Source organism: Nocardia sp. NPDC057440 (genome assembly GCF_042802915.1).
In the GTDB taxonomy this organism is placed as follows: Bacteria; Actinomycetota; Actinomycetes; order Mycobacteriales; family Mycobacteriaceae; genus Nocardia.
The window spans coordinates 37,363-56,170 of sequence record NZ_JBHVDF010000029.1 but is presented as its reverse complement, the minus strand read 5'-3'; the positions used below and the strand labels follow the sequence as shown (position 1 = coordinate 56,170).

Annotated in this window: 17 protein-coding genes; 6 read left to right on the top strand and 11 right to left on the bottom strand. The window is 67.2% G+C overall.

Annotated features, from left to right (window positions below):
- Window positions 1-100 precede the first annotated feature (100 nt).
- Genes ACFU4Z_RS35070 through ACFU4Z_RS35060 form a run of 3 tightly spaced genes read right to left on the bottom strand, consistent with a single transcriptional unit; the run spans window position 101 to window position 1,417 of the window.
- The gene (locus tag ACFU4Z_RS35070; protein WP_379072313.1) at window positions 101-322 is read right to left on the bottom strand and encodes a DUF397 domain-containing protein; all 222 of its coding nucleotides are present in this window, start codon (window positions 320-322) and stop codon (window positions 101-103) included.
- 13 nt (window positions 323-335) lie between these two features.
- A complete protein-coding gene (locus tag ACFU4Z_RS35065; RefSeq protein ID WP_379072310.1) occupies window positions 336-533 on the bottom strand; it encodes a DUF397 domain-containing protein in 198 nt (65 codons plus the stop codon).
- Entirely contained in the window at window positions 530-1,417 is an 888-nt protein-coding gene (locus ACFU4Z_RS35060; RefSeq protein WP_379072333.1) for a helix-turn-helix domain-containing protein, read from the bottom strand. The genes ACFU4Z_RS35065 and ACFU4Z_RS35060 overlap by 4 nt, the downstream gene beginning before the upstream one ends.
- A gap of 447 nt (window positions 1,418-1,864) precedes the next feature.
- Between ACFU4Z_RS35060 and ACFU4Z_RS35055 the strand changes: the two genes are divergently transcribed.
- Together ACFU4Z_RS35055 and ACFU4Z_RS35050 are read left to right on the top strand one after the other, a co-directional pair.
- Window positions 1,865-2,152 carry a hypothetical protein gene (locus ACFU4Z_RS35055; RefSeq protein WP_379072308.1) on the top strand — a complete coding sequence of 96 codons (288 nt, stop codon included), beginning with the start codon at window positions 1,865-1,867 and terminating at the stop codon, window positions 2,150-2,152.
- Complete coding sequence (locus tag ACFU4Z_RS35050; protein ID WP_379072330.1) at window positions 2,152-2,358, top strand: hypothetical protein; 207 nt, start codon at window positions 2,152-2,154, stop codon at window positions 2,356-2,358. Before ACFU4Z_RS35055 ends, ACFU4Z_RS35050 begins: the two co-directional genes overlap by 1 nt.
- Window positions 2,359-2,527: 169 nt before the next feature.
- Here the strand turns inward: ACFU4Z_RS35050 and ACFU4Z_RS35045 are convergent, their stop codons facing one another.
- Together ACFU4Z_RS35045 and ACFU4Z_RS35040 are read right to left on the bottom strand one after the other, a co-directional pair.
- Window positions 2,528-3,463: a DNA-3-methyladenine glycosylase family protein gene (locus tag ACFU4Z_RS35045; protein ID WP_379072327.1), complete on the bottom strand. Its 936-nt coding sequence runs from the start codon at window positions 3,461-3,463 to the stop codon at window positions 2,528-2,530.
- Window positions 3,464-3,817: 354 nt separating this feature from the next.
- Window positions 3,818-6,634: an FAD-binding and (Fe-S)-binding domain-containing protein gene (locus ACFU4Z_RS35040; protein WP_379072305.1), complete on the bottom strand. Its 2,817-nt coding sequence runs from the start codon at window positions 6,632-6,634 to the stop codon at window positions 3,818-3,820.
- 215 nt (window positions 6,635-6,849) lie between these two features.
- Between ACFU4Z_RS35040 and ACFU4Z_RS35035 the strand changes: the two genes are divergently transcribed.
- A complete protein-coding gene (locus ACFU4Z_RS35035; protein ID WP_379072301.1) occupies window positions 6,850-8,730 on the top strand; it encodes an ABC transporter ATP-binding protein in 1,881 nt (626 codons plus the stop codon).
- Between the two features lie 2 nt (window positions 8,731-8,732).
- On the opposite strand, the gene ACFU4Z_RS35030 is transcribed toward ACFU4Z_RS35035, so the two are convergent.
- Window positions 8,733-9,464, bottom strand: coding sequence for a TetR/AcrR family transcriptional regulator (locus ACFU4Z_RS35030; protein WP_379072298.1), 732 nt, complete (start codon window positions 9,462-9,464; stop codon window positions 8,733-8,735).
- A 125-nt stretch (window positions 9,465-9,589) separates the two neighbouring features.
- Here ACFU4Z_RS35030 and ACFU4Z_RS35025 point away from each other — a divergent pair, with 125 nt between their 5' ends.
- The gene (locus ACFU4Z_RS35025) at window positions 9,590-11,134 is read left to right on the top strand and encodes an MFS transporter (RefSeq protein WP_379072294.1); all 1,545 of its coding nucleotides are present in this window, start codon (window positions 9,590-9,592) and stop codon (window positions 11,132-11,134) included.
- Between the two features lie 265 nt (window positions 11,135-11,399).
- Here the strand turns inward: ACFU4Z_RS35025 and ACFU4Z_RS35020 are convergent, their stop codons facing one another.
- Together ACFU4Z_RS35020 and ACFU4Z_RS35015 are read right to left on the bottom strand one after the other, a co-directional pair.
- On the bottom strand, window positions 11,400-12,395 hold the full coding sequence (locus ACFU4Z_RS35020; RefSeq protein ID WP_379072291.1) for an oxidoreductase: 996 nt from the start codon (window positions 12,393-12,395) through the stop codon (window positions 11,400-11,402).
- Window positions 12,396-12,467: 72 nt separating this feature from the next.
- The gene (locus tag ACFU4Z_RS35015; protein WP_379072288.1) at window positions 12,468-13,538 is read right to left on the bottom strand and encodes a DNA polymerase IV; all 1,071 of its coding nucleotides are present in this window, start codon (window positions 13,536-13,538) and stop codon (window positions 12,468-12,470) included.
- 89 nt (window positions 13,539-13,627) lie between these two features.
- On the opposite strand from ACFU4Z_RS35015, the gene ACFU4Z_RS35010 reads away from it, so the two are divergent.
- Together ACFU4Z_RS35010 and ACFU4Z_RS35005 are read left to right on the top strand one after the other, a co-directional pair.
- Window positions 13,628-14,188 (top strand): TetR/AcrR family transcriptional regulator, encoded by a 561-nt coding sequence (locus ACFU4Z_RS35010; protein ID WP_379072285.1) that lies wholly within the window; start codon window positions 13,628-13,630, stop codon window positions 14,186-14,188.
- Window positions 14,189-14,224: 36 nt separating this feature from the next.
- The gene (locus ACFU4Z_RS35005) at window positions 14,225-14,674 is read left to right on the top strand and encodes a PaaI family thioesterase (protein ID WP_379072282.1); all 450 of its coding nucleotides are present in this window, start codon (window positions 14,225-14,227) and stop codon (window positions 14,672-14,674) included.
- 64 nt (window positions 14,675-14,738) lie between these two features.
- On the opposite strand, the gene lon is transcribed toward ACFU4Z_RS35005, so the two are convergent.
- The 3 genes from lon to ACFU4Z_RS34990 all read right to left on the bottom strand — a co-directional run bounded on the left by lon (window position 14,739) and on the right by ACFU4Z_RS34990 (window position 18,721).
- Window positions 14,739-17,108: an endopeptidase La gene (gene lon / locus ACFU4Z_RS35000; RefSeq protein WP_379072324.1), complete on the bottom strand. Its 2,370-nt coding sequence runs from the start codon at window positions 17,106-17,108 to the stop codon at window positions 14,739-14,741.
- 342 nt (window positions 17,109-17,450) lie between these two features.
- Complete coding sequence (locus tag ACFU4Z_RS34995; RefSeq protein WP_379072280.1) at window positions 17,451-18,032, bottom strand: TetR/AcrR family transcriptional regulator; 582 nt, start codon at window positions 18,030-18,032, stop codon at window positions 17,451-17,453.
- Window positions 18,029-18,721 (bottom strand): crotonase/enoyl-CoA hydratase family protein, encoded by a 693-nt coding sequence (locus tag ACFU4Z_RS34990; protein ID WP_379072277.1) that lies wholly within the window; start codon window positions 18,719-18,721, stop codon window positions 18,029-18,031. The genes ACFU4Z_RS34995 and ACFU4Z_RS34990 overlap by 4 nt, the downstream gene beginning before the upstream one ends.
- Window positions 18,722-18,808 lie beyond the last annotated feature (87 nt).

Below are 18,808 nucleotides of genomic sequence, written 5' to 3'. Positions count from 1 at the left end.
GCGCACGCGCCGAAGGCGCAAGTCTCGACGGCTCGGAAGCGAGACCAAGGGGGCCGCGAACACGCAGCGCCGCAGGCGCTGCCAAAAAACACAGCCAAAATTACGGCCGATCGAACTCGCCGTCGTGCACACCCGCGGTGAATGCGGCCCATTCGCCCGGGGTGAAGATCAGTACGTCGCCGTCGGGATTCTTGCCGTCGCGTAGGCCGACATGGCCGTCCTCGAGCAGGGCGACTTCCACACTGTCCTTGCCTGCGCCACTGCCTGCCTTGCGCCAGACCGCGCCGGACAGATCAACCTTCGAACCACGATCGATGCTCACGATTCGGACTCCTTCAGAATTCGCCACTCACCACGCGTGCGGTAAAACTTTCCCACTCGCCCTGGGTGAACAACAGCGCGGGTCCACCGGGATTCTTGCTGTCTCGGACGCCGATCCGGCCGCGTTCGAGGAATGCCACTTCCACGCAGTCCTTGCCCGCGCCGCTGCGCGTGCTCTTGAACCACTGCGCACCAACCAGATCCGTACTCATGCCACATACTCCTTCGCTACCTGTCGCAACAGGTGTCTACTGGGTTGAATATCCAGCGCGCTGCGCTGGAGGCACTCGTGAGCCCGACCGTACCGCCGCACATCAGCACATCTTTCGAGGTAGAGATCCCCGGTGAAACCCTCTGCGTAAACCACCGGCGGTTCGATCGGCTGGCCCTTGCTATCGGTTCCGAACTCCAGAACCGTGAACGGGCCGGTGGAAACTCCGAGCGGAACACCGGCCGCGAACGGCAGAATACGCAGTGAAATGTTGTCGCGGGTACTGAAATCGGCAAGATGACGAAGCTGCGCCGCCATCACTTTGGCGCAACCGACCACGCGGTGCAACACCGACTCGTGCAGCACCACATCGACAGTGGCAGGTGAGGCTTTCCTGGTGATCAATGCCTGGCGTTGCAACCGTAGCTGCACGCGCCGATCCAACTCCGCGTCGGAATCGTTCGGATAGCCGAGTCGATTGAGCGCCAAGGCGTAGTCGGCGGTCTGCAGCAGGCCGAGGACCAGTTCGGATTGGTAGGAGGTCAATTGCTGCGCGGAGGCCTCCAAACCGACGTAGACGTCGAAGTTTTCGGGGATCAGATCGCCATAGGCGTGCCACCAGCTCTTGACCGCCGCCTGCTGAGCGAGGCCCTTGAGCCCGTCGGCGAGTTCGTCGGGGATGCCGTAGATGCGGCAGAGCTCTTGGATGTCGATGGTGCGGATGCGGTCGGCCTGGCCTTTTTCCAAGCGCTGCAAGGTACTTGCGCCCCATTCCATGAGCTTGGACGCCTCGGCGATGGTCAGGCCCGCCTGGGTGCGCCAGTCACGCAGATATCTGCCCAGCTGGCGCCTGGGTAGCGTGGACGATGCGCTGTCAGTGGACAGTCGATCCGAACCTCCCGACGCTGTTGCGTAAGTCGTGGATCCGTTCGAAGATGCTTCCGAAATTGCCGATGATCTGGCCGAACTCGCTGACGCTCCTGCTGAACTCGCTGACACAGCACGCTCCGTTCTGCGCTCGGATGCTCACCCAAAGGGCGGTCCGGGGCGACCCGCACGCTCGGCTCCCCGTCACTTTGCTTGGGCAGAGGGCTCTTTCGTCCACTATGGAGAATCCTCCCCTCCCGGCTGGATTTCGTGCTGGGAATTCGCCTCAAATCTTTGGATATCCACCAAGGACGCCATCTGAGCCCAACCTCAATGGTGTGCTGGAAGTGTGCCCGAAGCCGAGCAGGTCCTCTCCCCTCCCCCTGCGAAACCTCCGGGCACACCAACTGAATCGCCCGTAGGAAACGAGGAGTCATGGCCGTACATGTCATAGCGTCTTCCTTGATGACCAGCGATTTGACCTCGCACAGCGCCCGCAGCGTCGGCCAGGAGAACTGGGTGGTTTCCTACCTACCAGGACGCACGCTGACCTGCGCGCAGGCAGTGGCCGCACTACAGGTTGCTGAAGTGGTGCCAACCCTGTTGGACACGGTCGGCGAGCTTGCCGACGAGGTCGGTCTCACCGCGCTGGAGGCAGTCGGGATGGCCGTCCGGCAATCACCGTGGGACGACCAGACCAGGCGACATCCGCGCCGACTACGGGCCGACCGGTGCCAGGCGGAGGTCGCGTGATGCAGCTACCCCACCTGAACATGCATGTAGCCGGACTGCTGATCTGCGGACGCGACCCCGGCATCATGACGAACGAACAAGCTCACGCCGCAATGCAATTGCACATCGACTGCACCGTCGACCTCTGCCGCGTTCGCCGCAGGGCCCGCACCACGCTGGTCGAAGCGGGCAAATGCGTGCTCGACGAGCGCGCGCTGCCATGCTGACCAGCGCTCGACCGCGCCTCGCCGGCATTCCTCGCGCCGTGCCCCTCCGTCTCCCGCACTGATCGGCCGATCCGCCTCGCAGTGCCACCCCGCACCTCGATCGCCACCCGGCAGCGATCGCGGGCCACGCGCGGGTCGCGTCCACCGACGCGATCCCGCGCGGCGGGTGTCAGTGCCAGGTGTGATCGGTGAGCGGGGTGCGCGGGCCGAACTTCGGTTTGTGGGCATGGCCGCTGATCTCCAGCAAGCGAACCGCCCGATAGCGGTGCGGGCGCAGCGGTTCCAGGTATTCGACCATGGCGTCGTCATCGAGGGGGTGACCGAGCAGCGTCCAGCCGACGACCGCGGCGAGGTGGTAGTCGCCGACCGACAACGCGTCGGCGTCGCCGAAGGCGCGTTGGCCGATCTCGGCCGCGGTCCACACACCGATCCCGGGCACCGTCTGCAGGCGGCGGGCGGCCTCGACCGGATCGTGGGCGGCAGCCTGCTCCAGCGCATCCGCGAGCCGGGCCGCGCGGACGATCGTCTGCGAACGTTGCGGACCGACGTTCGCGCGATGGAAGGTCCAGGACGGAATGCGCCGCCAGGTATCAGCGTCCGGAGGGAGCAGCAGGCCCGCGGGTGCGGGGCCCGGCGCGGGCGAACCGAACTGCCGCACCAGCTTCCGCCACGACGCGCGGGCGGAGACGGTGTGCACCTTCTGTTCCAGGACCGCGGGAACCAGCGCCTCGAAGACCAGACCGGTGCGCAGCATCCGCAGACCGGGAAATCGGCGGTGCGCGTCGGCGAGCTTCGGATGTTCGGGGGCGAACTCGGAGAGGTCCTCGTCGAGACACAGCATGTGGTCGAGGCGCTCGAGGAACTCGGCCGCGCCGTCACCCCACGCGTGGGCTTGTACCGAACAAAGGCCCGACTGGACGAGTCGGTAGGTGACCGGACCGGTCGGCATTCGAGATGCGTGCCAGTGCGCGCCGTCGGATGTCACGTGATGACAGGGGTCACCTCGGCCACGCGACAGGGGGGCGAGTGTCGGCGCGAGATCGATGGGCCGCGCGGCCGCCACCGTACGGCTCAGCCCGCCTCGGCTCACTTCCGGCTCGACCATTTGTTTGCGCACTGGTTCATTGTGCGCGGCGGGATCGGGCGGTGGGCCGGGGGTCACCGGAGTCACACCGGCATTCACCGGAATACCCGATATCGATTCGGCATCATCGCAGCTCCGCGCTATTTCGTAACGTGATCAATTAATGTGGCGATATCGGAGACGATTGGCAAACGATCGGCAGTCGCCGCGATGGAGGATTCGAATGATCACCAATGTGCTCAATTGGTTGCTCAATGCCTGGGGTGGCGTCTCCGCAGGTAGCTCGGGTTACCACATTCCGCCCGGCACGCTGCCCTTCGGCAGCTGACTGCTGTGCGTGCTCGCCGCGAGACGCGCGGCGAGTGCGTGAAAGCCTCACTCGTCCAGCAGGAATTGCACCAGGTGTCGGCTTTGCCGGTGCGCGAGCTGCGCGGCTTGGGCGCGGCACGAGAAGCCGTCGGCGATCAAGATCGAATCGTCTTGTGCGCCACGCAATGCGGGTAAGAGACCATTCTCGGCGACCGCGACCGATATGTCGTAGTGACCGGATTGCATTCCGAAATTTCCCGCGAGCCCGCAACACCCGGTGATCTCGGTCACCTCAACTCCCATTGCGGCAAATACTCGGCGATCCGCATCGAACCCGAGAATCGCATGATGATGACAATGCGGTTGCACCACAACCGAGCGACCGTGCCGCTGCGGCGGTCGCCACTGCGGCTGCTCGGCCAGGAACTCCGCCACCGTGCGCACGGCCGCGGCGGTGGCCGCCGACCTCGGATCCTCCGGCAGTAGCTCGAGCAGGTCCGAGCGCAGCACCGCGGTGCACGACGGCTCGAGGCCGACGACGACCCCGCCCTTGCGCACATGCTCGTCGAGCGCGGCCAAGCTCGCCCGCAATCGAGCGCGCGCGCCGTCCAGCTGCCCGGTGCTGATCCAGGTGAGGCCGCAGCACACAGTGCGTTCCGGTATCCGGACCCGATAGCCGAGCGATGTCACCAATTCTGCTGCGGCAAGGGCGATCTCGGGTGCGAAGGCGTCGGTGAACGTATCTATCCACAGCATCACCTCGCGCGCGGCCACCATCGGATCAGCGTCGGGCGGGGCGGCCTCGACCCGCGCGTTCATGTCGCGCCAGATCCGGCGAAAGCTGCGTTCCGCGAATCGCGGCAGCTCGCGGCGCGGATCGATTCCGGCGGCGCGCAACCCTATTCGACGCAGCCATCGGACATCGGCCAGCCGATTCGCGACGCGCGGCATCCGTTTCGCGACAGCCGACCATCGCGGCAGCCACCCGAGCGCATAGTGATCGATCGGCCGCGGACGGCGGTGATAGCGACGGTGGAGCGCCTCCGACTTGTAGGTCGCGACGTCGACGCCCGCAGGACAATCGGAACGACAGGCTTTGCAGGACAGGCACAAATCGAGGGACTGCGCGACAGCCTCCGACGACCACGGCAGCGCACCACGCACTACCTCCTGCAATACCCGGGCCCGGCCCCGGGTGCTGTCCTTCTCGTCCGCGGTGGCCAGGTACGACGGGCACATGAAACCGCCACTCGCACGAGTATCCGCGCGGCACTTGCCGACTCCGACGCACCGGTGGACCGCGGCCCCGAGGTCGCCGCCGTCGTGCGGAAAGGCGAAACCGCCGCCCCGTGGAGTGTTGGGTAATCCGACCAGGCGCAGATCACTGTCGACCGGCTGTGGCGCCACGAGGACTCCGGGGTTCAGCACGTTACCCGGGTCGAATAGCGCCTTGTACCCGGCGAATACGTCGAGCACGGCGGGGGAGTACATGACCGAGAGCAATTCCGAGCGGGCTCGGCCGTCGCCGTGTTCACCCGACAGTGAGCCCCCGTAGCCGACCACCAGTTCCGCGGCATCGAACAGGAAGGCGCGAAAGCGTTTCGGAGCCTGCGCGATCGGCAGATCCAAGCGGACGTGGATGCAGCCGTCGCCGAGATGGCCGTAGAGCAGACCGTCCACACCGTGCTGTCGCGTCAGCGCGCTGAAGTCACGCAGGTAGGCGCCGAGCCGTTCCGGCGGCACCGCGGCATCCTCCCAGCCGGGCCAGGCAGGCTGCCCGTCCGGCGTACGGCCTGCCAGCCCCGCGCCTTCGGCCCGAATATTCCAGAGTGCCTTGGCCACACCGGGATCGGTGACGATTCGTGATTCCAGCGCGCCGACCGATCGGCACAATATTTCCGCCGCGGCACGCGCCTCGGCCCGGTTCTCGCCCGCTGTTTCCACGAATAGCCAGCCGCTGCCGCGCGGCAGATCGGGCACCGCGCCGGAGCGCGCGCCGTGATGCACGCGCACGATGTCCACGAGACGCGCGTCGATACCCTCGACCGCGATAGGGGCGCACGCCAGCACCGCGGCCACATCGTCGGCCGCGCATGCCATGTCGGGATAACCGAGCACTGTGAGCACCGTGGCCGGTGGCAGTGCGACCAGATCGACGGTGGCATCGAGCAGCAGTCCGCAGGTGCCCTCGGTGCCCGCGAACGATTTCGCTACCGCCGAACCCTGTTCCGGCAGCAGGTGTTCGAGGCCGTAGCCGGATGCCTGCCGACCGAACCTGCCGAGCTCGGTGCGAATCACGGCGAGGCTCGCCCTGGTGAATTCGGGAAGTCCGGGAACTGCGGATGGGTCGGCCGCGAGGGTTCGCTGCGCACCTGTCCCGTCGAGGATGCGCAGTTCGCGCACGTTGTCCGAGGTGCGACCCCAGGCCAGGGCATGAGGTCCGCAGGCGTTGTTGCCGATCATGCCGCCGAGGGTGCAGCGATTCTCCGTCGATGGATCGGGTCCGAACCGCAGGCCGTGCGGACGAGCTCGGCGCTGCAGTTCCGAGAGCACCACTCCTGGCTGAACCCGCGCCACTCGTCGCTGCGGGTCCAGTTCCAGGACCGAGTTCATGTGCCTGCTGAAGTCGAGCACGATGCCCGCGCCGATCGCATTGCCTGCCACCGAGGTTCCCGCGCCGCGCGCGGTCACCGGCAGACCGTTGTCGCGCGCGAATTCGATTGTGGCCGCGACGTCGGCCTCGACCTGCGGAAATACCACCGCGGCGGGGAGAACACGGTAGTTCGAGGCATCCGAGGAGTACTCCGCACGGCGTCGTGCGGAGGCGTCGACCTCGCCGCGGAGTTCGCCCCGCAGCGCCTGCGCGATTCGGTCCTCGGTCACCCCGTCAGCCTAGGTGCGGTGGTGGGTGGGCCGCCTTATCCACGCTCGGACGAAGACGGGCCGGAAAGGCTCGCCCACTGGGGTTCGCCGAGCAGTGCGGGGCGCGTCGAGCGGGAGGGGGGGGGGTGGGGAATGAGCTTGCCCTCAACCTTTGTTTAGGTCCTAGTGTCGGTGGTCAGAGGTTTGATGGGTGGGGAGCGAGAGGGAGTTACGACGTGAGTATCGAGTCGGTGGCTTACAGCCAAATGTATCGGCGGATGAACGCGCCCGATGAACAGCGGCCGTTCCGGCTGGCCACCGCCAAGCGGATCCTGCGATTCGCCGGGCCGCATCGGCGCCGGATCAGCGCGTTCCTGCTGTTCAGTGTGGTTTCCGCGCTGTTGGCGGTGGCCACGCCGGTGCTGGCGGGGCGGGTGGTCAACGACATCGTCGGCGGCGCCGCACCGCGAATCGTGGTCACTCTCGCGCTCGTGATCGGCGGGCTCGCGGTGATCGACGCCGCGCTCGGCGTGATCGTGCGGTGGCTGTCCTCGCGGATCGGCGAGGGGCTGATCCTGGATCTGCGCACGTCGGTGTTCGATCACGTGCAGAAGATGCCGGTGGCGTTCTTCACCCGGACGCGGACCGGCGCGCTGGTCAGCAGGCTCAACAGCGATGTGATCGGCGCGCAGCGCGCATTCAGCGACACGCTCTCCGGGGTGGTGACCAATCTGGTGACGCTGGCGCTCACGCTCGCGGTGATGGTGCGGATCTCCTGGCAGATCACGGTGCTCGCGCTGGTGCTGCTCCCGGTCTTCGTGATTCCCGCCCGTCGCATGGGCAACCGGCTCGCCGGTCTGCAGCGCGAGGCGGCCGGTCTCAACGCCGCCATGAGCACGCAGATGACCGAGCGATTCTCCGCGCCGGGCGCGACCCTGGTGAAGCTGTTCGGCCGGCCGCAGCAGGAGTCCGACGAGTTCGCGCTGCGGGCCCGCCGGGTGCGCGATATCGGCGTGCGCACCGCGATGCTGCAGACCGTGTTCGTCACCTCGCTCACGCTGGTCTCGGCGCTCGCGCTCGCACTGGTCTACGGACTCGGCGGCTGGTACGCGCTGCGCGGCCAACTGGACGCGGGCGCGGTTGTGTCACTGTCGCTGCTGTTGACCAGGCTCTACACACCGCTGACGGCGCTGGCGAGCGCCCGGATGGAGGTCATGGCCGCGCTGGTGAGTTTCGAGCGGGTGTTCGAGGTGCTCGACCTGAAGCCGCTGATCGAGGACGCGCCGGGCGCTGTCTCGGTGCCCGAAGGCCCGGTCGCGGTGGAGTTGGACAATGTCACCTTCGGCTATCCCTCCGCCGACAAAGTGTCGCTGGCCTCGCTGGAAGATGTTGCGACGCTGGACAGTCGCGGCGGGGTGGAAGTGCTGCACCAGGTGTCGCTTCGGGCCGAGCCCGGTCAGCTGGTCGCATTGGTCGGGTCCTCGGGGGCGGGGAAGTCCACTGTGGCCCAGCTCGTTTCCCGGCTCTACGACGTGGACGGCGGCGCGGTGCGATTGAACGGCGCCGACGTGCGCGACCTGACCACGACCTCGATCCGCGAGACGGTCGGGCTCGTCACCCAGGACGGGCATCTGTTCCACGACACGGTACGCGCCAACCTGCTGCTCGCGCGGCCGGAGGCGACGGAAGCCGAGCTGTGGGACGCCTTGGAGCGGGCCAGGTTACGCACTCTGGTGGACTCGCTGCAGGACGGGCTGGACACTGTCGTCGGTGAGCGCGGCTACCGGCTCTCCGGTGGCGAACGTCAGCGTCTGACCATCGCACGACTGCTGCTGAAGCAGCCGCGGGTGGTAATCCTCGACGAGGCGACCGCCTCGCTGGATTCGACCTCCGAAGCCGCTGTCCAGGAAGCGCTTTCCGAGGCGCTGGCGGGACGGACCGCGCTGGTCATCGCGCACCGGCTGTCCACGATTCGCGCCGCCGACCAGATCCTGGTGCTGGAGGACGGCCGAATCGTTGAGCGCGGCACGCATACTCAGTTGCTGGCAGCCGATGGGCGCTACGCCGAGCTGTACCGCACCCAGTTCGCGGAGGATCCGGTCACCGTCGCGGCCTGAGCTCAGCGGTCGCGCCGGGAATCCAGCCCGTCCAGGATTCGATCGAGCCCGTAGGTGAACTGGCGGTCGCGCGCGACCGCCGGGTCCTGGTTCCACGTGCCGGTCGCGTCCGTCTGCTGCAATCTCGGGTAGTCGGTAGCTGCCTGCTCGGCGGCGGGCCGCAGGCTGGCGACCAGTTCCGTCTCGGTCTGACCACTGCGGGTCAGTAGGGTCAGCCACGCGGCCTCGCTGATGCCGATGCCGATGACATAGCTGATGACGGCGCCGATGGCGTCGCTGCGTTCATCCGCCGCGAATCTGCCCACTTCGAACAGCGCGAGCATGCGGTCGTTGAGCCGCATGACATTCGGGCCCAGGTAAGAGAGGCCGACCTGACCGAGCGTCGAGGCCATCCACGGGTGACGCAGGATCATCGCCCGCAGACTCGCCGCGCACTGCTCGGTGGCAGCGCGCCAGTCCGACCGCACCTCGATCTCGGGGACACGGATCTCGCCGTACACCTCGTCGACGACCAGTTCGATGAGCTCGTCACGGTTGGCCACATGCCGGTACAGCGAGGTGGCGCCCGCATTGAGGCGGGCGCCGAGCTGACGCATGCTCAGCGCTTCCATGCCTTCGGCGTCCAATAGCGCGACTGCCTCCGCCACGATCTGCTCTCTGGTCAGCGCGGGCTGTTCCCTGCCGCGCCGCGGGCGCGTCCACACCGATCCGACCTGCTGCTTCTCGACGGGCATGTCGACTCCTTTCGATGCCGCCAGCATAGCGCACAACGTTCCCCATTGCGAACGCTCAACATCTATGCGTACAGTGTTCGCAATACGAGAACATAGTACGCAACACCGTTGAGAGAGAGTTTCCGATGGACGCGATCGAAGCCCGTAACCCACGGCGCTGGTGGATCCTGATCGTGCTGTGCCTCAGCACCCTGGTCCTGGTCATCGACAACTTCGTGCTGGCGGTCGCGGTGCCGCCGCTGGCCGAGGATCTGGACGCGAGCGCCCAGGACATCCAATGGATCCTGGACTCCTACATCCTCGTGTTCGCGGGCATGCTGCTCACGGCGGGCAGCCTCGCCGACCGGTTCGGCAGGCGCCGGGTGATGATCATCGGCCTGAGCCTCTTCGGACTCGCCTCGCTGGTCGCCACCCTGGCCGCCAACCCCACCGAGCTGATCGCCGCGCGGGCCGTGATGGGTATCGGCGGCGCGCTGGTGCTGCCGAGCACGCTGTCGATCCTGATCACCGTGTTCGACGACGAGGAACGGCGCAAGGCCATGGGCGCATGGAGTGCCGCTTCGGTGCTCGGCCTGGTCGGCGGCCCCGTCCTCGGCGGCGTGCTGATCGCGCACTTCTGGTGGGGCGCGGCCTTTTTGATCAACATCCCGGTCGCGGCCATTGCGATCGTCGCGGCGCTGGTGCTGATGCCGGAATCCAGGGGCCCGTGGACCAAGCCGGACGTCCCCGGCGCGCTACTCTCCGCGATCGGCATGACCTCGCTGGTCTGGACCATCATCGAGTTCCCCCAGGGCGGTTTCGATCATGTCGGCACCCTGACCACGCTCACCATCGCCGTTGTCAGCCTGGCCACGTTCATCGTCTGGGAAAAGCGCGTCGAGCACCCGATGGTGCCACTGCGGCTGTTCGGCAACCGGGACTTCGCGGGCGGCAGCCTCTCGCTGACCCTGGTCCAGGTCGCCAATGGCGGTCTGCTGCTGGTGCTGACCCAGTACCTGCAGTTCGTGCTCGACTACTCACCGACAGCGGCCGGACTCGCCTTCATCCCGATGATGTTCGCCTCCATCATGTTCAACGGCCTCGGCGCGGGCCTGGGCACCAAGATCGGCAACCGCACCCTCGCGGTCACCGGCATGCTCACCACCGCCGCCGGTCTCGTCCTGCTGGCCAACCTGTCCGCCGACAGCGGCTTCCCCATGGTCGCGATCGCACTGGTTGTGCTCGGCGCGGGCGCGGGACTCGCGCAGCCCGCCGCCATCTCCGCACTGATGGGTGCCGTGCCCGCCGAGCAGGCAGGCGTGGGCTCCGCACTGAACGACACCATCCAGCAGGCAGGCGCCGCGCTCGGCATCGCTGTCCTCGGCAGCATCCTGTCCAGCACCTTCACCGGCGCAATGCCGGACTCGGCTCCGGAAGCGGCGCACCGCTCCATCAGTGACGCCCTCACGGTGGCCACGAGCACCGGCGACAACGCACTGGTCACCACAGCTCGCGAAGCTTTCGCTACCGCCATGTCGGCCAGCTTCATCGCAGGCGCCGCCGGTGTCCTCGCCGCCGCCGTCGTCGCCCTGTTCGTCATGCGCAACACCAAAACCGCCCACGAACCAGAGCCCCAGGAAGCAGACCCGGCTACCGAAGAACCCCGCTCTGAGCTGCCGATCACCAAGTAGCCCAACCCAAATGCACCGAAGCCAGGGTCGATCCCGATCGACCCTGGCTTTGGCCGATCGAAGGTAGTCGAATGGTGGTTCCGAATCGCCAGTCAACCGCCATTTCACTACCCTCGATAGAGAAAGCCCGAGAACGCCACCATTCGCTGATGTCGGACCGTCATAGTCGCAGCTCCGCACCAGATGTCCGCAGCCTGATCAGGCAGGCACACGGCTTCCAGCAGGCGGAACGGCCGTGGTTACGTTGTCGGACTGTCCGACTTGATCAGAATTCGCCCGCGACGCCGAAAACCGTTCGACCGGAGTGGGTGCCGCTCTGGATGGAGCGCACTACTTGTTCGGCGTCGGTGATGGGGGCGTAGTGCTCGATCGTCGAAAGATGCTGGGGGCGTAACTCGTTGCCGAGGCGGGCCCACAGGGCGCGGCGCTTGTCGCTGGGGACATAGGCGGAGTCGATGCCGAGGAGGGCGACGCCGCGCAGGATGAAGGGCATGACGGTGGTCGGCAGATCCGAGCCGCCGGTGAGGCCGCTGACCGCCACCGCGCCGCCGTAGCCGATGGCGCTGAGAATGTAGGCGAGGGATTTGCCGCCGACACTGTCCACGGCACCGGCCCACTTGGCCTTGGTCAGGGGGCGCAGTGTGGCGTCCGGGTCCTCCGGCAGCCTGCCGATCACTTCGTTGGCGCCCAGGTCGGCGAGTAGGTCGGCCGCGTCGGTTTTGCCGGTGGAGGCGACCACCTCGAAACCGAGACCGGACAGGATGTCGATGGCGACGCTGCCGACGCCGCCGGTCGCGCCGGTGACGAGCACCGGGCCGGTTTCCGGGGTGAGCTCGCGATCGAGCAGCCCTTGCACGCTCAATGCGGCGGTGAAACCGGCGGTGCCGAGCACGGCGGCGTCGCGGGTGCTCAGGCCGTCGAGCTTCACGACCCAATCGGCGGGCACCCTGGCATACTCGGCGAAGCCGCCGTTGTGCGAGACGCCGATGTCGTAGCCGTGCGCCACCACCAGATCACCGGGGGCGAAGTCGTCGTCCTCGGAAGAGACGACCTCACCGGTGATATCGATGCCGGGGATGATCGGGTATTTCCGGACGACGCCGCCGCCGGGGGTGATCGCCAGGCCGTCCTTGAAGTTCGCACTCGAGTAATGCACTTTGATCGTCACATCGCCGGGCCCGAGGAAGTCCTCGTCGACCTGTTGCCGCGTGAGCACGATCCCACTGTCCGATTCGTGTGCCACCATCGCCCAGAACTCCATGTCGACGAGCATACGAGCGTCCGAGTGCGCTGGGGCAGAACTTGCCGTCGAACCGGGTCGGCGGCAGGTCGCTCATTCCGGCACGAGTTCGAGACGAACACCGAGCAGCCGAATGGGGCGGTCCAGGTCGAAGCGGTCGATGATGCGGAGCGCCGTTTCCACGATCCTGGCGATATCGGCGGTCGGCTCCGGGAGCTTCGCCTGTTTGCTGCGGGTGTAGAAGGTGTTGGTGCGAACAGTGACCGAGACCCGGATGCTGATGCGACCGGCCTCGGCCATCTCCTCGGCGACCTCGGTGGCCAAGCGCGCGACCTGGGCGCGGATGTCGCCGGGATCGGTGAGGTCGTGCGGGAAGGTCTCGGACTTGCTGCGGCCCACCGGAACTCGCGGCTCGGTCGTCACCTCGGTGTCGCCCCTACCGTGCCCGAGCACCCAGAGGTACGGGCCGGTGTTGGGGCCGAACTCGCCGGCGAGGCGATGCCGGTCCGCCGCCATCAGATCGGCGACCGTCTCGATGCCGAGTTCGGCCATGCGGGCCGCGATCCGATTTCCGATGCCCCACAGGGCATTCGTCGGCCGGTGCGCCATCACCTCGGTCCAGTTCGCCGCGGTGAGCCGGAAGACGCCCTCAGCCGCGCCCGCGCCGTCGTCCGGTTCCGCCGAGGACTTGCCCGCGGACTTGGCGAAACCGGTGGCGAGTTTGGCGGTCAGCTTGTTGTCGCCGACACCGATGGAGCAGGTGAGATCCAATTCCGCGATGGCTCTGCGGATCTCGCGAGCCAATGCCTCCGGGTCGTCGGTGTCGGCGGCGAGGAATGCCTCGTCCCAGCCCCACACTTCGACGCGCCCAGGAAAGGTCCGCAGCAGCGACATCACCTCGTCGGACGCCTCCTCATAGGTGGCCATGTCCAAGGGCAGGAACACGCCGTCGGGGCATTTGCGCTGTGCACTGCGCAGGGCCATCCCGGCACGGACGCCGAACGCGCGGGCTGGGTAGGACGCGCAGGTCACCACCTTGCGTGGTTCGGTCGGGTCACCATTGCCGCCGACGATCACCGGCAGCCCGCGCAGCTCCGGATGACGGCGGAACTCCACCGCCGCCTGGAATTGATCGAGATCGACGTGCAACAGCCATCTGGCCACCTGTCCGTCATACCGCACGACACCGACAAGCAGCGGCTATTCCATCCAGACCCATTGCGTCACCCAGAAAACAGAACTAAATTCTGGATATGAAGATTCGAGATCGGTTGCTGCTGGCGGCCGAGCGGCAGTTCGCGGAACGGGGGGCGCTCGAGACGACGCTGACCCAGATCCGCGACGCGGCGGGTGCGAGCGTCGGCGCGCTCTACCACCACTTCCCGGACAAGGCCGATCTGTACCGCGAGGTGTGGGCGCACGCACTCGCCGACTATCAGCAGCACTTCTGGCACGCGGTCGGCGACAGCACCGACGCCAGGGAGGGCATCACAGCGGGCGTGCGCGAGCATCTGCGCTGGGTCACCGAAAATCAGTACCGGGCAAAGGTTCTCACCGCAGCCCGGCCGCCGGGAGTGCGCGAGAGCGAGAGCAACCGCGAATTCATGACGAATGTGACGCGCTGGTGGCGGACCCATGCCGGATACGGCGCGGTACGCGATCTGAGCCTCGATCTCGTCTACGCCCTGTGGCTGGGCCCCGCCCAGGAATACACGCGGCAGTGGCTCGGCGGTGACATGCGCATCGCACCACGGGATGTCGCCGACGAACTGGCCGAGGCCGCCTGGCAGGCGCTCGGCGTTTCGAATCACTGAGCAACCGGAACCGAAATCCGCACGAACGGAGGACCGATGACTGCCGATACGTTCACCCTCGACATCGAACTCGCCAAGCAGGTACTGGCGGGCCAGCCCTTCGCCCAACTGGTCGGCACCGAGATCACCGCGTTCGGCGACGGCGCCGCCACGCTGGTGGTCCCGATCCGCAAGGAACTCGGCCAGCAGTTCGGTTTCGTGCACGGCGGCGTGCTGTCCTATCTCGCCGACAATGCGCTGACCTTCGCGGCCGGAACCGTCCTCGGGGCGAACGTGCTGACCGGCGGTTTCACCATCACCTACCTGCGTCCGGCCGCGGGCGTACGGCTGCGCGCCGAGGCGGTCGTCAGCGGGTCGACCCGCCGCCAAGCCGTCGTCAACTGTGAAATCTTCGCCGAGAGCGACGATTCCGAGCCGGTGCTGTGCGCCCTCGCCCAGGGCACCACCCGCGCCGTGGAACGGGATCTGCCGAACAACGGCAGCTGATCGGTCCGCGATACGAAAAACGGGCCGTGCACGGAAATTCTCGTGCACGGCCCTTTCGGCCGGATCAGGCGGTGGCCGCCAGGGTGCGGCCGTCCAGCGCCGGCTCGGCGACCGGTTCGATGGCGTAGGCCAGGATGTCGGCGACGTCGGCGACGGGGCGAACATCCAAGGCGGCCAGCACATCTGCGGGGACATCGTCCAGGTCCGGCTCGTTGCGGGCCGGGATGAACACCGTCTTCAGACCGGCGCGCTGAGCGGCGAGCAACTTCTGCTTCACGCCGCCGATCGGCAGCACCCTGCCGTTCAGCGTGACCTCGCCGGTCATGCCGACATCGGCACGGACCTGCCTGCCCAATGCGAGCGACACCAGCGCGGTGACCATGGTGACGCCCGCCGAAGGACCGTCCTTCGGCACCGCGCCCGCCGGGAAGTGCACGTGGATATTGCGATCGAGCACCGACGGTTCGATGCCGATCTCTTCCAGGTGCGAGCGCACGTAGGTGAGGGCGATCTGCGCCGACTCCTTCATCACGTCGCCGAGTTGACCGGTCAGGGTGAGCGACCGCTCGCCCTCCGCGGCGTTGGCCTCGATGTAGAGGACATCGCCGCCGAGACCGGTCACCGCCAGTCCGGTCGCCACACCCGGCACCGCGGTGCGTTCCACCGAGTCGGGAGTGAATCGCGGACGGCCCAGGTATTCCTTCAGATCACCCAGGTCGATCGTCAGCGCGTCATCCGGAGCGGACTTCACCAGTGCCTCATAGCCCAGCTCTGCGCCATAACCCAGATCGGTCACCACCGATTCGGCCGCGGCCGAGTCGGTTCCGACCTCCGACAGCCGAGTCGCCGCCTTGCGCAATGCCTTCGCGATCAGCCGTTCCATCTGCCGCACACCGGCTTCCCTGGTGTAGTTCGCGGCGATCTCACGCAGCGCCGCGTCGGTGATGGTCACCTCGTCCGTGGTCAGCGCGTTGCGTTCCAACTGCCTCGGCACCAGGAAGTCGCGGGCGATGTCGACCTTGTCGTCCTCGGTGTAGCCGTCGACGGTGATCAGCTCCATCCGGTCCAGCAGCGGGCCGGGGATGGTGTCCATGACATTGGCCGTCGCGATGAACAGCACGTCCGACAGGTCCAGATCGAGGTCGAGGTAGTGGTCGCGGAAGGTGTGGTTCTGCGCCGGATCCAGCACCTCGAGCAATGCGGCCGCCGGATCGCCGCGGAAGTCGGAGCCGACCTTGTCGATCTCGTCGAGCAGGACAACGGGATTCATCGAACCCGCCTCCTTCATCGCACGCACGATCCGACCGGGCAGCGCGCCGACGTAGGTGCGCCGGTGGCCACGGATCTCGGCCTCATCACGCACGCCGCCGAGGGCGACGCGAACGAACTTGCGGCCCATGGCGCGTGCCACGGACTCACCCAGCGAGGTCTTGCCGACACCGGGCGGACCGACCAGCGCGAGCACCGCGCCGGAGCCGCGCCCGCCGACGACCTCCAGACCACGCGAGGCCCGCCGGGAACGCACCGCCAGGTACTCGACCATGCGGTCCTTCACCTCGTCGAGGCCGTGATGATCGGCGTCCAGTACCGCACGTGCGGCCGAGACATCGGCGCTATCGGTGGTCTTCACCGTCCACGGCAGCTCGAGCACGGTGTCGAGCCAGGTTCGGATCCAGCCGGATTCCGGGCTCTGATCGCTGGCCCGCTCCAGCCTGCCGACCTCGCGCAAGGCCTCCGCGCGGACGTCGTCGGGCAGATCCGCCTGCTCGACCCTGGTCCGGTAGTCGTCGGCGCCATCGGGCTCGTCTTCGCCCAGTTCCTTGCGAATGGCGTTGAGCTGCTGACGCAGCAGGAATTCGCGTTGGCTCTTCTCCAGGCCCTCGCGCACGTCGTCGCTGATCTTCTCGGTGACCTCGGCCTCGGCGATATGCGCCTTGGTCCATTCGATCAGCGTGGTCAAACGCTCGGCGGCCTCGGGGGTTTCGAGCAGTTCCCGCTTCTGGTCGTTGCTCAGGTACGGTGCGTAGCCCGCGGTGTCGGCGATCGCCGACGGGTCGGTCAGCTGATTGACCGCGTCGATGATCTGCCAGGCCTCGCGGCGCTGCAGCACCGAGACGACCAACTTCTTGTACTCGGCGGCAAGTTCTTTGGTGCGCCCGTCGGCCGCGGGCGGCTCGACCGCTTCGGCCTCGACCCACAGCGCGGCGCCGGGCCCGGTCACCCCGTGACCGATCTTCGCGCGCCGTTCGGCCTTCAGCACCGCGGCGGGTGCGCCGCCGCGCATCCGTCCGACCTGTTCGATGGTGGCGACGACGCCGTAGGAGGCGTAGCCCTCGGTCAGTCGCGGCGCGAGCAGCACCGCTTCGGTCTTCGCCGCCCGCGCGGCGTCGATGGCGGCCTGCGCCGATTCGTCCAGTTCGATGGGCACGACCATGCCCGGCAGCACGATCGGATCGGTCAGGAACAGCACCGGCAGGTTCTGTGGTGTAGTCACGTGTTCGACCCTTCCAAAAGTTGAGCGATGCCCAGTCAACCCCGGCGGTTCCACGTTTGTTCCGGCCTGCTCGCCGCGTTCGCTCAGGGCAAAAAGAACAAGAAGCGAGACTGGGAACTACTACCGGGCTCGGTACAGCGGATAGCTGCCGATCCGGGCGGCTTCTGCGGATGGCACAGGTCATGGCGACGGACATCCCGAGTAGTTCTCGTCACGGGAGGTCAGTAACGACTCGAGCCGTAACCCATGCGCGAGTGGATCGCGAAGCACGGGGAGCTCGGCTCAACCATGAGGTGTCGCGGCGATGGCTTGCAGTGCGGCGACAGCCGCCTGGCGCAGCGTCGACGCCAGTGCCGAGGGCGGCGTCTCGACCGTGCCGCGCACCCACTGCCTGCAGTATTCCTGGGCGGGACCGATCCAGATCGCGTGCGCGAGTGGGTAACCGATCGACGGGGTCAGGCCGAGCTGCTCGTAGCGGCTGCCGAGCGCCGCGAAGAATTCTCGATTCGGGTCGGTCAGTGCGGGCCGTGCCTCGCGTGCCACTTCCTCGGGGAGAGTCGCGAAGAGGAAGCGTGCCAGCTCGCGGTGCTGCTGCACCCAGTCCAGGTGGGCATCGAGCAGCGCGAGCAGCGCCGCCATCGGGTCAGTCGCCGAGTCCAGTGCCGCGAGCGCGGCGCGCTGGTAGTCGAGCATGCCGTCGACGTAGACGGCGGCGGCGAGTGCCTGCTTGGAGGGGAAGGCATGGAACATGCTGCCGCTGGACAGGCCGAGCGCTTCGCGGACAGCGGTGATGGTGAAGCGGGTGTAGCCGTTGTCGAGCATCTGCCGGGTCGCTTCGGCGCGGATCCGATCGCGAGTATTCATGTGGTGGAGGGGAATTCGGTGTCGATGCCGGAACGCACGGCGGCGAGCACGGCGGCGCGGACTCGTTGCTTGGTGCCCTGATGCGCGGCCATCACGAGGCCGGTCAACCGGGCCGCCTCCAACTGAGCCCTCGGTGCCAGTTCGGCCGGATCCGGCACCAGGTCGTCGAGGAAGCCGAGTCGCACCGCGTCCCGCGGGCCGTACAGCGAGCCGGTGAGGGTGGCGCGATCGAATCCGGGTGCGGTCAGCTTGTGACGGGCCACCTCGACGCCGTAGTGCGGAATCGTCAGTCCGATCGCGACCTCGTTGAGGCCGAATTTGAAACCGCCCTCGACCCCTATCCGCAGGTCGGCGGCCAGCATCAGGAACGCGCCCTGGGCAATGGCGTGACCGGTACAGGCGACCACGACCGGATGAGGGAAGCCGAGAATGCGATGTACCAGGTCGCCGCCGGCGCGCAGGGTCCTGGTGATCGCCTCGGGATCGCCCTCGAAGATGGCCAGGTCGTAGCCGGCGGAGAACACGCCGGGACGGCCCGTGAGCACCACCACCGCGGCGTCGGCCTCGGCGCGGTCCAAGGCGGACCGCAACGCGGCGAGCATCGGCTCCGTCATCACGTTGACCTTGCCGTCGTCCATTGTCAGCGTCGCGATTCCGTTGTCGAACCGGTAGTCCACGAGATCGGCCACGACTGCCTCCAGAATTAGAGTGACTCTCTAGAGAGACACTCTAGCCAGCTGGCAGGCAGAGGGGAAGGCCACCGGCGACCTGGCCGT

Excerpts from the sequence above, each read along its gene's own strand:
- ACFU4Z_RS35005 (WP_379072282.1), top strand. The coding sequence starts at position 14,225 with ATGACTGCCGATACGTTCACCCTCGACATCGAACTCGCCAAGCAGGTA.
- ACFU4Z_RS35045 (WP_379072327.1), bottom strand. The coding sequence starts at position 3,463 with ATGGTCGAGCCGGAAGTGAGCCGAGGCGGGCTGAGCCGTACGGTGGCG.
- ACFU4Z_RS35065 (WP_379072310.1), bottom strand. The coding sequence starts at position 533 with ATGAGTACGGATCTGGTTGGTGCGCAGTGGTTCAAGAGCACGCGCAGC.
- ACFU4Z_RS35050 (WP_379072330.1), top strand. The coding sequence starts at position 2,152 with ATGCAGCTACCCCACCTGAACATGCATGTAGCCGGACTGCTGATCTGC.
- lon (WP_379072324.1), bottom strand. The coding sequence starts at position 17,108 with ATGGTCGTGCCCATCGAACTGGACGAATCGGCGCAGGCCGCCATCGAC.
- ACFU4Z_RS35030 (WP_379072298.1), bottom strand. The coding sequence starts at position 9,464 with ATGCCCGTCGAGAAGCAGCAGGTCGGATCGGTGTGGACGCGCCCGCGG.
- ACFU4Z_RS35020 (WP_379072291.1), bottom strand. The coding sequence starts at position 12,395 with ATGGAGTTCTGGGCGATGGTGGCACACGAATCGGACAGTGGGATCGTG.
- ACFU4Z_RS35055 (WP_379072308.1), top strand. The coding sequence starts at position 1,865 with ATGACCAGCGATTTGACCTCGCACAGCGCCCGCAGCGTCGGCCAGGAG.
- ACFU4Z_RS35025 (WP_379072294.1), top strand. The coding sequence starts at position 9,590 with ATGGACGCGATCGAAGCCCGTAACCCACGGCGCTGGTGGATCCTGATC.
- ACFU4Z_RS34995 (WP_379072280.1), bottom strand. The coding sequence starts at position 18,032 with ATGAATACTCGCGATCGGATCCGCGCCGAAGCGACCCGGCAGATGCTC.
- ACFU4Z_RS35010 (WP_379072285.1), top strand. The coding sequence starts at position 13,628 with ATGAAGATTCGAGATCGGTTGCTGCTGGCGGCCGAGCGGCAGTTCGCG.